The following is a 13,202-nucleotide window of genomic DNA, read 5'->3' on the forward strand; positions in this document are numbered from 1 at the left end:
CGCCGGCTCCCGCGACCCCGAGGCGGCCGAGGACACCGGCCGCACGGCCCAACTCCTCGCCGACCGCCTCGGCGTCCCGGTCGTCCCTGCCTACGCCTCGGCCGCCGCCCCCACCGTCGCCGACGCCGTCCGCGCCCTCACCGCCCGAGGCCGCACCCGCATAGCCATGGCCTCCTACTTCACCGCCCCCGGCCGCTTCGCCAGACAGTGCGCGCAGGCGGCCCCCTGGATCGCCGCGGCCCCCCTGGGCGCCCACCCGGCCATGGCGAGCCTGATCCTGCACCGCTACGACGAGTCCCTGACGACCGCGACCAGGACGCTGCCGCTGCTGGCGTCGGCCTAGGGAAGCGGAACGCCCGACCGACAGGAGCGCCCTCTGGGGGGCGCGGGGCTGTATCGATATGCGGCTCCGCCGCGTGGGCGCGGCCAGCCACGAACGCCCCGCACTCGCCGAAGAACAGCACCCGGCAGACGAGTAGGCACCCATTTGTCACACCCTCCCCGTACTGTCGAATCATGGAAGGCACCGCACCCCCCAGCCACGACACCCCGACCGGCTACGACCCGTCCTCCGCGGAGCGCTACGCCCCCGAGCCCGACAAACGCCCCGGCCGCACCGCCTTCCAACGCGACCGTGCCCGTGTACTCCACTCCTCGGCCCTGCGCAGACTCGCCGGCAAGACCCAGGTCGTCACACCCGGCACGCGCAACATCGCCTGGGACTCCAGCCCCCGCACCCGCCTCACCCACTCCCTGGAGTGCGCCCAGGTCGGCCGCGAGCTGGGCGCGGCCCTCGGCTGCGACCCGGACCTCGTCGAGGCCGCCTGCCTCTCCCACGACCTCGGCCACCCCCCTTTCGGTCACAACGGCGAACAGGCACTGAACGAGTTCGCCGAGGACTGCGGCGGCTTCGAGGGCAACGCCCAGTCCCTGCGCCTGCTGACGAGGATCGAACCCAAACGCTTCGTGACGTCGGAGACCACCGGCGACCTCGTCAGCGTCGGCCTCAACCTCACCCGCGCCGCCCTGGACGCCGCCACCAAGTACCCCTGGCCGCGCGGCGCCCACCCCACCGACCCGAAGTCCTCCAAGTTCGGCGTCTACGACGACGACCGCCCGGTGTTCGACTGGGTCCGCAAGGACGCCCCCGGCACCAGCACGACCTTCGAGGCCCAGGTCATGGACTGGTCCGACGACGTGGCGTATTCCGTGCACGACGTCGAGGACGGCCTCCACGCGGGCCACATCGACCCCAACTGCCTCCACGCCGAGCCCGAACGGCAGGCGGTGTTCGAGGTCGCGCGCGGCCGGTACGTGCCGGTCGACACCGACCCGGCCGAACTCGCCGAGGCCCTCGACCGCCTCCTCGACCAGGAGTGGTGGCCGCACGGCTACGACGGAACGGCCGTCGCCCAGGCCCGCCTGAAGGACGCCACCAGCCAGCTCATCGGCCGCTTCTGCCTCGCCGCCGAGGGCGCCACCCGGCAGGCGTACGGCACCGGCCCCCTCACCCGGTACACCGCCGAGCTGGTCGTCCCGCACGAGACGCGCCTGGAGTGCGCGGTCCTCAAGGCCGTCGCCGACCGCTATGTGATGCAGCGGGCCGAGCAGGAGCGGCTCCGCGCCGACCAGCGGATCGTGGTCGCGGAGCTGGCCGAGGCGCTCACCGCCCGCGCCCCGGACGGACTGGAACCCCAGTTCCGCGCGCTCTTCGACCAGGCACCCGACGACCGCGCCCGCAAGCGTGTGATCGTCGACCAGATCGCGTCCCTCACCGACGCTTCGGCCCGCTCCCTTCATGCGCGCCTGGCGGGGCACCCCTGAGACGGACGGACCGGGCCCTGCCGTCGGATTCCCGTCCGCCCCGGCGCTCCGTTCGGTGATGTACACACCCGGACTCACCTGTTCGACAAGGGGGTTCCGGCCCGGACATCCACTGCGGGATGTACGGGCCGGACATCTTCCCCGCGAGCCGCCGCGAGCCGCCGTGCGTGCGGCTGGTTACTCCGCGACCTCGTCGTGGTCGGAGTGGAGGCCGCCGCCGCTGGTGTCGCCGCCTGTGGTGGGCTTGGACTCGACCGGCTTGCCGAGCGAACTCAGGTCGTGGGTGTAGGTGCCCACCGCGTTGGCGATGACACCGATGTTGATGCCGAACGCCTTCATGCTGATGTTCTGCAGATCGTCGCACTCGGCGTGGTAGCACGCGTCGTACGCGACGCCGGCGGTGCCGCCGAACACCTCGGCCTGGTTCTCGGTCTTGATGCCTTCGGCGCCGGTGAAGGTGCCGCCGGAGGGGATACCGACCGCGATGAACGGCCCGTAGTCGGAGCGGCCGGAGAAGTCGGTGCCCTCGTGCGGCTCGCCCTTGGAGTCGAGGAACTGGTTGATGTCACGCTCGAGCTGGGCCGAGCCCTCGGGGCCGGGGCCCGCGCCCACACCGTCCGAGTCGTCGCCGTCGTACACGAACTGGGCGTGGTTCGGGGAGGCGATCATGTCGAAGTTCAGATAGAGCTTGATCTGCTCGCGCTGCTCCTCGGTGAGCCGCTCGACGTACGACTCGGAGCCGAGCAGGCCGAGCTCCTCGGCCGACCAGAAGGCGAACTTCACCTTGTTGGGCTGCTGCTTGCCCGGCTTGATGTTCTCGGCGAGTTCCTCGGCGACCTCGAGGATGCCGGCCGAGCCGGAACCGTTGTCGTTGATGCCGGGGCCCGCGGTGACCGAGTCGAGGTGGGCGCCGACGAACACGGTGTTGTCCGCGTCACCGCCGCGGGTCTCCGCTATGACGTTGTTCGTCGTGCGGTTCTCCTGGAGCTGGCGGACCTCGAAGCCGACCGTGACCTCGCCCCCCGCGACGTCGGCGGCGAGGGCCTCGCCCTCGGCCTGGCTGAGGCCGGCAGTCGGGATTTTGCCGCTCGCCGGGTCGCCGAGGGTGCCGGCGAGGGCACCCGCGGTGTTGTTGTAGATGATCGCGCCGACGGCGCCCGCCTCGGAGGCGACGAGCTGCTTCTGCGCGAAGGTGCAGCCGCCGCGCTTGATCAGGGCGATCCTGCCGGTGAAGGCACCGGCCGCGTAGTCACCGGCCTCACAGCCTGGAGTGGCGTCCACCGCGGCGGCCGCCAGCGCGGCCGTGATGCCGCCCACCGGCGTCGACTTGGTGTACGTCATCGCCGCGATGCCGAGATCGCGCGGCGTCGGCGAGAGAACGGACGCCTTCTCCGCGAGGGTCTCGATGTAGGCGAACTCGAACGTGTCGTACGAGACCTTGTAGCCGGCCTTCTTCAGCACGTTGTAGACGTACTCGGCGGACTTGTCGTGGCCCGACGTACCGGCCGCGCGGTTGCCGCCGTTGGCGTCGGCTATCGCCTGCAGCGCCTTCAGGTGCTTGTACGCGTCCTTCGTGGACGACTCCCTGACCAGCTTCCGCGAGAGCTTCTTGGCGTCCTTGGCCGGCTTGCTGCGGCTGCTGTCGGCGTCGGCCGTTCCGGCGGAGACGATCAGCAGCGGTGTGGCGAGTGCGAGGGCGGCGATGGCCGCGACGGGTCTGCGCGAGCGAGGTGACGCCTTGGATGATGCGTTCACAGAGGTCCTTCCCCAGGGATGTGCGAACGAGGTGGGAGGGACGCTAGCGAGCCGCAGGGATCACGAGAAGGGTTTCCTTGCAACTCGTGTTCGGTTTCGCCGATTTGACCCCGCATGTTCCGTGCAGGCGGGGCCACTTGCGCGATCCGGTGACATGGAACCGGTCCCTCCGGTGGTGGTCCCTCCTCGTTCTGCACCTCAGGCCCCTCGTCACGGTTCTTCTCGACGTGAAATCCCCCGGATGTGACCCTCTGTGGCCCGATCGGGTCACTCCCTCTTCCCGCATCACGCTCCGTGCGGGACGCTCGCATATGGCGACATCCGCAAGGTTCATCTGGGGTCCATCCCCAGACCCCCTGGCAGGAGGCAACAAGTGGTCGACGCGGATCAGACATTCGTCATCGTCGGTGGCGGTCTCGCCGGCGCGAAGGCGGCCGAGACGCTCCGAGCGGAGGGTTTCACCGGCCGCGTGATACTGATCTGCGACGAACGGGACCACCCCTACGAGCGCCCGCCGCTCTCCAAGGGCTATCTGCTCGGCAAGAAGGAGCGCGACAGCGTCTTCGTCCACGAACCGTCCTGGTACGCGAGCAACGACATCGAGCTGCACCTCGGCCAGACCGTCGACGCGATCGACCGTACGGCCAAGACCGTCCGCTTCGGCGACGACGGCACCCTCGTCCACTACGACAAGCTGCTGATCGCGACCGGCGCCGAGCCCCGCCGCCTGGACATCCCGGGCACCGACCTCGCGGGCGTGCACCATCTGCGCCGCCTCGCCCACGCCGAGCGCCTCAAGGGGGTCCTAGCCGCCCTGGGCCGCGACAACGGCCACCTCGTCGTCGCGGGCGCCGGCTGGATCGGCCTGGAGGTGGCGGCCGCGGCCCGCGAGTACGGCGCGGAGGTGACCGTCGTCGAACCCGAGCCGACACCGCTGCACGGCGTGCTCGGCCCCGAGCTGGGCAACCTCTTCGCCGAGCTGCACCGCGAGCACGGCGTCCGCTTCCACTTCGGCGCGAGGCTCACCGAGATCGTCGGCCAGGACGGGATGGTCCTCGCGGCCCGCACGGACACGGGGGAGGAGCACCCGGCGCACGACGTCCTCGCGGCCATCGGAGCGGCGCCGCGGGTCGGCCTCGCCGAAGCCGCCGGGCTGGAGCTGGCCGACAGGTCACAGGGCGGCGGCATCGCGGTGGACGCCCGGCTTCGTACGTCCGATCCCTCCATCTACGCCGCCGGTGACGTCGTGTCCTTCCCGCACGCCCTCTTCGACACCCGGCTGCGGGTCGAGCACTGGGCCAACGCGCTCAACGGCGGGCCGGCCGCCGCCCTGGCGATGCTCGGCAAGGACGTCACCTACGACCGGGTGCCCTACTTCTTCTCCGACCAGTACGACCTGGGGATGGAGTACTCGGGATGGGCACCGCCCGGGTCGTACGACCAGGTGCTGATCCGGGGGGACGCCGGGAAGCGGGAGTTCGTCGCGTTCTGGGTGAAGGAGGGGCGGGTACTGGCCGGGATGAACGTGAACGTGTGGGATGTCACTGAGCCGATCCAGAAGCTGATCCGGTCCCGGGCCGCAGTGGACGTGGAGGCGCTCTCGAACCCACAGGTGCCACTGGAGAGCCTGATCGCCTAGGCGTCCGCGGGGCTGGGGCTGGGGCTGGGGCTGGGGCGCGGGGGCGAGGGCGAGTGCGGGTGGTACGTGGTCGCCCGCGTCCACGCGGCCGAGCCGCATGCCGTCACAGCCCCGCGCCCCTGCCGGGCCGCTGCCTGTGCCCCACGACTGTCGGTGGACCACCGTAGAATCACCGCGTGGCTGGACGGATCAACGACGAGGACGTGAAGGCGGTACGGGACGCGGTCCCGATCGACGCCGTGGTGTCCGAGTACCTCCAGCTACGGAACGCGGGCGGAGGAAACCTCAAGGGGCTCTGCCCGTTCCACGACGAGAAGTCGCCGTCGTTCCAGGTCAGCCCGAGCAAGGGGCTCTTCCACTGCTTCGGCTGCCAGGAGGGCGGCGACACCATCACGTTCGTGATGAAGGTCGACCACCTGTCGTTCTCGGAGGCGGTCGAGCGGCTGGCCGGCCAGGCCGGCATCACCCTGCGCTACGAGGAGGGCGGGTACAACCCCTCCCACCAGCGCGGTGAGCGGATCCGCCTGGTAGAGGCGCACAAGATCGCCGCCGAGTGGTACGCGGAACAGCTCGCCACCAGCCCCGAGGCCGACACCGGCCGGATCTTCCTCGCCGAGCGCGGCTTCGACCAGGCCGCCGCCGTCCACTTCGGCGTCGGCTACAGCCCCCAGGGCTGGGACCACCTCACCCGCTTCCTCCGCGGCAAGGGCTTCGCCGACAAGGAACTGCTGCTGTCCGGGCTGTCCCAGGAAGGCCGCCGGGGCCCCATCGACCGCTTCCGGGGCCGCCTGATGTGGCCCATCCGCGACATCGGCGGAGACGTGGTCGGCTTCGGCGCCCGCAAGCTCTACGAATCGGACAACGGCCCGAAGTACCTCAACACCCCGGACACGGCGCTCTACAGGAAGTCCCAGGTGCTGTACGGCATCGACCTCGCCAAGCAGCACATCGCCAAGGCAAGTCGCGCCGTCGTGGTCGAGGGCTACACGGACGTCATGGCCTGCCACCTCGCCGGAGTGACCACGGCCATCGCCACCTGCGGCACGGCCTTCGGCGGTGACCACATCAAGATCCTCCGCCGACTGCTGATGGACAACGGCTCGGCCCGCGTGATCTTCACCTTCGACGGCGACGCGGCCGGCCAGAAGGCGGCCCTGCGCGCCTTCGAGGACGACCAGAAGTTCGCCGCCGAGACGTACATCGCGATCGCCCCGGACGGCATGGACCCGTGCGAGCTGCGCCTCGCGAAGGGGGACGAGGCGGTCGCCGAGCTGACCGAACCCCGCACCCCGCTCTTCGAGTTCGCGCTCCGCCAGATCGTCGCCCGCTACGACCTGGAGACCCCCGCGGGCCGTGCGTCCGCCCTCGACGAGGCGGCGCCCATCGTGGCCCGCATCAAGAACAGCGGCGCCCAGCACGAGGTCGCCGTGCAGCTCGCCGGCATGCTCGGCATCCTCGACACCCAGTTCGTCGTCAAGCGCGTCGCCCAGCTGGCCCGCTGGGCCCGCGACCGAGGCGGCCAGGGCCCGGCCCCGTCCGCACAGCGCTCGTCGCAGCCGTACGAGTCCACCGGCCGGCCCCCGTCCGGCCCGGCCCTCACACTCCGCAACCCGGTCTTCGCCACCGAGCGAGAACTCCTCAAACTCGCCCTCCAGCGCCCGGAGTTGGTCGCCCCCGCCTTCGACGCGTACGGCGTCGACGAGTTCACCGCCGACCAGTACGCGGCCGTCCGCGAGGCGATCATCGAGGCGGGCGGAGTCGAGTACGGCGTCCAGGACCCGCAGGAGTACCTGGTCCGGGTCCGTGAGGCGGCGCCGGACGACACGGTGCGGGCCATGGTGACCGAGCTGGCCGTCGAGGCGATCATGCGCAAGACGGTCGACGACATGTACGCGGGCGCCCAGCTCGTCACCGTGCGCCGCCGGGCCGTCGAACGCCGGGTGCGCGACGTCCAGGGCAGCCTGGCGAGGGCGACCGCCCAGGGCGACCCCGCCCAGCTGGCCGCCGTACAGAACGAGTTGTGGGTGCTCCAGCAGTACGACCAGGCGCTGCGGGAGCGGGGCGCGGAGGCGCTCTGAGGCCGGGCCGGCCGACGCCCCGGGCGTGAACGTCCCTGGCGCACATGCCAATTCCACGCCGGAGCCACCCCGTTGCGTACGGCCTTCAAGCGGTTCAGGGGCCTCCCAGCAGCGCACTCGTACGGCACGGTAACCGTGGGGTCACGGACCGGACGCAAAAAGTCACCGCACGCCCCTCGTAGCGGCTGTGTGTCGTACTCCACACTGGGTTCCGGTGCCTGAGTCCTCGGAGCGCGGCCGACCCGTCCCCCATGGGTCCGAGATCCCCGCGGTTCCGCTCGATGAGTACGGGATGGACGGCGGAGAGGCCGCCCGCGCCATCCCAGACATACCGCTGCCGCACGCCCTGGCAGCGACATTCCTGGAGGTCGCCCCCGTGCAGACCCAGACCCTCGTACAGAACGACACCGGTACGGCCATCGGTACCGACGGCTCGGACCCGGACGCGGAAACCGACGTCATCACCGCGGTGCCCGCCCAGAGCCGTGCCGCACACCACCCCGAGGGGGCCCCGGACGGCCCACCCGAGCCCGACGAGCCACCGGCCGCCGTGGTGGTGGAGGTCGTCGAGGCGGCCGATCCTCCCGAGCCCGTGGAGCTGCCGCGCAGCCGCCCGGACACCAGCGGCCCGTCCTCGGACCTGTTCCGGCAGTACCTGCGTGAGATCGGCCGCATCCCCCTGCTCACAGCCGTGGAGGAAGTGGACCTGGCCCGCCGCGTCGAGGCCGGCCTCTTCGCCGAGGAGCGGCTCGGCAGCGCCCCCGACCTCGACACCCAGCTCGCCCTCGACCTCGACAAGCTGGTCGTCATGGGCCGCATGGCCAAGCGCCGCCTGATCGAGGCGAACCTGCGGCTCGTCGTGTCGGTGGCGAAGCGTTACGTCGGCCGTGGCCTGACCATGCTCGACCTGGTCCAGGAGGGAAATCTGGGCCTCATCCGGGCCGTCGAGAAGTTCGACTACGCCCGCGGCTACAAGTTCTCGACCTACGCGACCTGGTGGATCCGCCAGGCCATGTCCCGCGCCCTCGCCGACCAGGCCCGCACGATCCGCGTCCCCGTCCACGTGGTCGAGCTGATCAACCGGGTCGTCCGCGTCCAGCGCCGCATGCTCCAGGAGCGCGGCTACGAGCCCACGCCGGACGAAGTGGCCGCCCACCTCGACCTGGCCCCCGAACGCGTCATCGAGGTCCTCCGCCTCGCCCAGGAGCCGGTCTCCCTCCACGCCCCCGTGGGCGAGGAGGACGACGTGGCCCTCGGTGACCTCATCGAGGACGGCGACGCGGCGAGCCCTGTGGAGTCGGCGGCGTTCCTCCTGCTCAGGGAACACCTGGAAGTGGTTCTCTCCACCCTCGGCGAACGCGAACGCAAGGTCGTCCAACTCCGCTACGGCCTGGCGGACGGCCGCCCCCGCACGCTTGAGGAGATAGGCCGCATCTTCGGCGTGACCCGTGAACGCATAAGGCAGATCGAGTCCAAAACCCTCAACAAACTGAGGGACCACGCCTTCGCGGACCAGCTGAGGGGCTACCTGGACTGAATCCGCCGGAGAGCACGGGGGCGGAGGTTCGTCGGCGGGTACGGCTGGGTGGGGGTTGAGCAAAAAGCACAGGGCGTAGCCCCTGCTTTTTGAGGGGCGCGAGGAACTGCGCGACCAGCCCCCACACACCCGCGGCCGGGGCCTCAAGGGGCACCGCCCCTTGAGGATGGGACGGGTAGGGGCGGCGGGGGCGAGAGAACGGCCCACGCACGCCCCCACCACCCTCAGTCCACCTCGGCCACAGCCTCGGCGAACTGCGCCTTGTACAGCCGCGCGTAAGCCCCGTCCGCGGCCAACAACTCCTCGTGCGCCCCCTGCTCGACAATGGAACCGCTCTCCATCACCAAGATCGTGTCCGCATCCCGAATCGTCGACAACCGATGCGCGATCACGAACGACGTACGCCCGTGCGCCAACTTGGCCATGGCCTTCTGGATCAACACCTCGGTACGCGTGTCGACCGAACTCGTCGCCTCGTCCAGCACCAGGATCACCGGATCCGACAGGAACGCCCGAGCGATCGTGATGAGCTGCTTCTCACCCGCGCTCACCCCGGTCCCCTCGTCGTCGATCACCGTGTCGTACCCGTCGGGCAGCGTCCGGATGAACCGATCCGCGTGGGCGGCCCGAGCCGCCTCCTCGACCTCCCCGCGCGTGACCTTCCGCGCGGCGGACGCCCCGTACGCGATGTTCTCCGCGATGGTCCCCCCGAACAGCCACGTGTCCTGGAGCACCATCCCTATCCCGTCCCGGAGTTCGTCCCGGGACATGGACGCGACGTCGACCCCGTCGAGGGTGATCCGCCCACCGGTGACCTCGTAGAACCGCATCAGCAGGTTCACCAGCGTGGTCTTGCCCGCCCCGGTCGGCCCCACGATCGCCACCGTGTGCCCCGGGTCCACGACCAGCGACAGGTCCTCGATCAGCGGCTTGTCGGCGTCGTAGCGGAAGGACACCCCTTCCAGCGCCACCCGCCCCCGCAGATCCTCGGGCCGCACCCCGGGCACGGCGTCGGCCTCCTGCTCCTCCGCGTCGAGCAGCTCGAAGATCCGCTCGGCGGACGCGACACTCGACTGCACCATGTTCGCCATCGACGCGACCTGCGTCAGCGGCATCGAGAACTGGCGCGAGTACTGGATGAAGGCCTGGACGTCACCGATGGACAGCGCACCCGACGCGACCCGCAGTCCGCCCACCACCGCGACCAGCACATAGTTGATGTTCGACACGAAGAACATCAGCGGCTGCATGATCCCGCTGTTGAACTGGGCCTTGAACCCGGCCTCGTACAGCCGGTCGTTCTCCTCGGCGAACTGCTTCGCCGACTCCTCCTGCCGCCCGAACACCTTCACGAGCGTGTGCCCGGTGTACATCTCCTCGATGTGCGCGTTGAGCTTCCCGGTGACCCGCCACTGCGCCACGAAGTGCGGCTGCGACCGCTTGCCGACACGCGTGGCCACCACGAACGACACGGGCACGGTCACCAGCGCGACCAGCGCCAGCAGCGGCGACACCCAGAACATCATCACCAGCACACCGATGATGGTGAGGAGCGAGTTGACGAGCTGGCCCATCGACTGCTGCAGCGTCTGGCCGATGTTGTCGATGTCGTTGGTCGCCCGGCTCAGCACCTCACCGCGCTGACGCTGGTCGAAGTACGACAGCGGCAGCCGCGACAGTTTCGCCTGCAGCTCCTCGCGCATGTGGTAGACGGTCCGGTTGATGGCCCGGGTGGAGAGCCGGGTCGCCGCCGCCATCAGCAGCCCCGCGACCAGGAAGATGCCGAGGGCAACCAGCAGCACGCCGCCGACGGCCTCGAAATCGATGCCCTTGCCCGGTGTGAAGTCCGTGCCCGACAGCATGTCGGCCACTCCGCCGTCCCCGCGCTCGCGCATGGACTCCAGGACCTCGGCCTTCGTGGCGCCCGCCGGCATCTCGCGCCCGACGACACCCGCGAACACCAGGTCGGTCGCCCTGCCGAGGATCCACGGCCCCAGCACCGACAGTCCGACGCTGAGCACCGCGCACACGATCATCGCGTACATCGTGAACCGCTCGGGCCTGAACTGTGCGAGCAGCCGTTTCCCGGACCCCTTGAAGTCCATGGAGTGCTGTTCGGGTGCCCCTGCCCCCGCCATCCGTGCCAACGGCCCGGCCATCAGGCTGCCTCCGCTTCCGTGAGCTGGGAGAGGACGATCTCCCGGTACGTCTCGTTGTCGGCCATCAGCTCGTGGTGGCGTCCGGTGCCGACGACCCGGCCCTGGTCGAGGACCACGATCCGGTCGGCGTCCCGGATGGTCGCCACCCGCTGGGCCACGATCACGACGGTCGCGTCGGCGGTCTCCCGCCCGAGCGCGGCGCGCAGCGCGGCGTCGGTCGCGTAGTCGAGCGCGGAGAACGAGTCGTCGAACAGGTAGATCTCCGGCCGCTGCACCAGCGTCCGCGCGATCGCGAGCCGCTGCCGCTGCCCGCCGGACACGTTCGTCCCGCCCTGCGCGATGGGCGAGTCCAGCCCGTTCTCCAGCAGGGACACGAACTCCTTGGCCTGCGCCACCTCCAGCGCGTGCCACAGCTCCTCGTCGGTGGCGTCCGGGTTGCCGTACCGCAGGTTCGTCGCCACGGTCCCCGAGAAGAGATACGGCTTCTGCGGCACCAGGCCCACGGTCCTGGCCAGCAGCTTCGGATCGAGCGTCCGTACGTCGACGCCGTCCACCAGCACCTCGCCCTCGGTGACGTCGAACAGCCGGGGCACCAGCCCGAGCAGCGTCGACTTCCCGCTGCCCGTGGACCCGATGACGGCGGTCGTCTCACCGGGCCGCGCGACGACCTCGATCGACCTGAGCACCGGCTCCTCGGCGCCCGGATAGCGGAATCCAGCGCTCCGCACCTCCAGGAACCCGTGCCGCCGCAGCTCCCGGACGGGCTCGACCGGGGGCACCACACTCGTCCGGGTGTCCAGCACCTCCTGGATGCGCTCGGCACACACCTCCGCGCGCGGCATCATCATGAACATGAACGTGGCCATCATCACAGCCATGACGATCTGCATCAGATAGGCGAGGAAGGCGGTGAGCGCGCCGATCTCCATCCCGCCGCTGTCGATCCGATGGGCGCCGAACCACACCACCGCGACCGACGACAGGTTGACGACCGTCATCACGATCGGGAACATCAGCGCGAGCATCCGCCCGGTTCCCAGCGACACGTCCGTCAGCTCGGCGTTCGCCTTCCGGAACCGGTCCTTCTCGTAGTCGTCCCGCACGAAGGCCCGGATGACCCGGTTGCCGGTGATCTGCTCCCGCAGGACCCGGTTCACGGTGTCCAGCCGCTCCTGCATGGTCCGGAACAGGGGGCGCAACCGGCGCACGATCAGGCTGACGCAGATGGCGAGCACCGGTACGACGGCCAGCAGCACCCCGGACAGCGGCACGTCCAGCCCGAGCGACAGCACGATGCCGCCGACGCACATGATCGGCGCCGACGCCACCAGCGTGAACGTCATGAGCACCAGCATCTGCACCTGCTGCACATCGTTCGTCGTCCGCGTGATCAGCGACGGGGCCCCGAAGTGACCGACCTCACGCGCCGAGAACGACTGCACCCGGTCGAACACGGCGGCCCGGATGTCCCGGCCGACCGCTGCGGCGGTGCGGGCGCCGTAGTACACGGCCCCGATGTTGCAGACGACCTGCACCAGTGAGATACCGACCATCAGCGCGCCGAAGGACAGGATGTAGCCCGTGTCCCCCTCCACCACGCCCTCGTCGATGATGTCCGCGTTCAGCGTGGGCAGGTAGAGCGTGGCGCACGTCTGCACGAACTGCAGCAGCACCAACAGGGCGATCGGTCTCCGGTACGGACGAAGATGGCTTCTCAGCAATCGTATGAGCACGCGAGATCTCTCGGGGTCGAAGACGGGGTTCGGGGTGCACCACCCCCCATCGTCGGACACTCCACCCGCGTTACCTCAACCGAATTAACCCAACGGTGAAGTTCTCATGCCCAGTCTTCGCGGCTGGGGCCGTGCCGCAGGTCTTCCGAAGCGCGGGGCTGTATCGATGCGCGGCTCCGCCGTGTGCGTGGGCGCGACCGGCACGACGGCCCCCGCAGCCGCCCGATCACCGAAGCGAGACCCTCTCAGGCCCGAAACGCCCCAGGGTGCGTCTGCTCCCGCACCGCGACGTACTGCTGCCGAACCGCCTGCCCCACGGCCAGCTCGTCCCCCGGGTCCAACACCTGCGCCGCCGCCCCCGGCCACATCGGTGGCGTACGCGCATCGAGCGTCCCCTGCGAGACCCCGAGCGCCCACGCGGCCTGCCGGGCCGCGCCGACCGCCGCGTAGTCCGCCGGCTGCGGCACCACCACCTGC

8 protein-coding genes and 1 pseudogene are annotated in these 13,202 nt (G+C 70.3%); 5 read left to right on the forward strand and 4 right to left on the reverse strand.

The genetic code is table 11. The features are described from left to right. Positions 1-343 (forward strand): CbiX/SirB N-terminal domain-containing protein (locus AWZ10_RS18945; protein WP_279616630.1); only part of this gene is annotated, 343 nt, incomplete at its 5' end. Positions 344-516: 173 nt separating this feature from the next. Beyond that, positions 517-1,824 (forward strand): deoxyguanosinetriphosphate triphosphohydrolase, encoded by a 1,308-nt coding sequence (locus AWZ10_RS18950; RefSeq protein ID WP_046708186.1) that lies wholly within the window; start codon positions 517-519, stop codon positions 1,822-1,824. 177 nt (positions 1,825-2,001) lie between these two features. Here the strand turns inward: AWZ10_RS18950 and AWZ10_RS18955 are convergent, their stop codons facing one another. After that, entirely contained in the window at positions 2,002-3,579 is a 1,578-nt protein-coding gene (locus AWZ10_RS18955) for a M28 family metallopeptidase (protein ID WP_046708185.1), read from the reverse strand. Positions 3,580-3,952: 373 nt separating this feature from the next. On the opposite strand from AWZ10_RS18955, the gene AWZ10_RS18960 reads away from it, so the two are divergent. From AWZ10_RS18960 to AWZ10_RS18970, 3 genes are all read left to right on the forward strand, one after another. After that, on the forward strand, positions 3,953-5,218 hold the full coding sequence (locus tag AWZ10_RS18960; protein WP_060891639.1) for an NAD(P)/FAD-dependent oxidoreductase: 1,266 nt from the start codon (positions 3,953-3,955) through the stop codon (positions 5,216-5,218). Between the two features lie 176 nt (positions 5,219-5,394). Next, positions 5,395-7,296: a DNA primase gene (gene dnaG, locus AWZ10_RS18965; protein WP_046707379.1), complete on the forward strand. Its 1,902-nt coding sequence runs from the start codon at positions 5,395-5,397 to the stop codon at positions 7,294-7,296. Between the two features lie 214 nt (positions 7,297-7,510). After that, positions 7,511-8,833, forward strand: a complete 1,323-nt coding sequence (locus AWZ10_RS18970) for an RNA polymerase sigma factor (protein ID WP_046707378.1) — start codon at positions 7,511-7,513, stop codon at positions 8,831-8,833. A 224-nt stretch (positions 8,834-9,057) separates the two neighbouring features. On the opposite strand, the gene AWZ10_RS18975 is transcribed toward AWZ10_RS18970, so the two are convergent. The 3 genes and pseudogenes from AWZ10_RS18975 to AWZ10_RS18985 all read right to left on the reverse strand — a co-directional run. Continuing rightward, positions 9,058-10,992: an ABC transporter ATP-binding protein gene (locus AWZ10_RS18975; protein WP_046707377.1), complete on the reverse strand. Its 1,935-nt coding sequence runs from the start codon at positions 10,990-10,992 to the stop codon at positions 9,058-9,060. After that, positions 10,992-12,725, reverse strand: a complete 1,734-nt coding sequence (locus AWZ10_RS18980) for an ABC transporter ATP-binding protein (protein WP_046707376.1) — start codon at positions 12,723-12,725, stop codon at positions 10,992-10,994. The genes AWZ10_RS18975 and AWZ10_RS18980 overlap by 1 nt, the downstream gene beginning before the upstream one ends. A 245-nt stretch (positions 12,726-12,970) precedes the next feature. Then, positions 12,971-13,202 (reverse strand): annotated as a pseudogene (locus AWZ10_RS18985) (sugar kinase); the annotation flags it as partial.

Source organism: Streptomyces europaeiscabiei (assembly GCF_001550375.1).
Lineage (GTDB): Bacteria > Actinomycetota > Actinomycetes > Streptomycetales > Streptomycetaceae > Streptomyces > Streptomyces europaeiscabiei.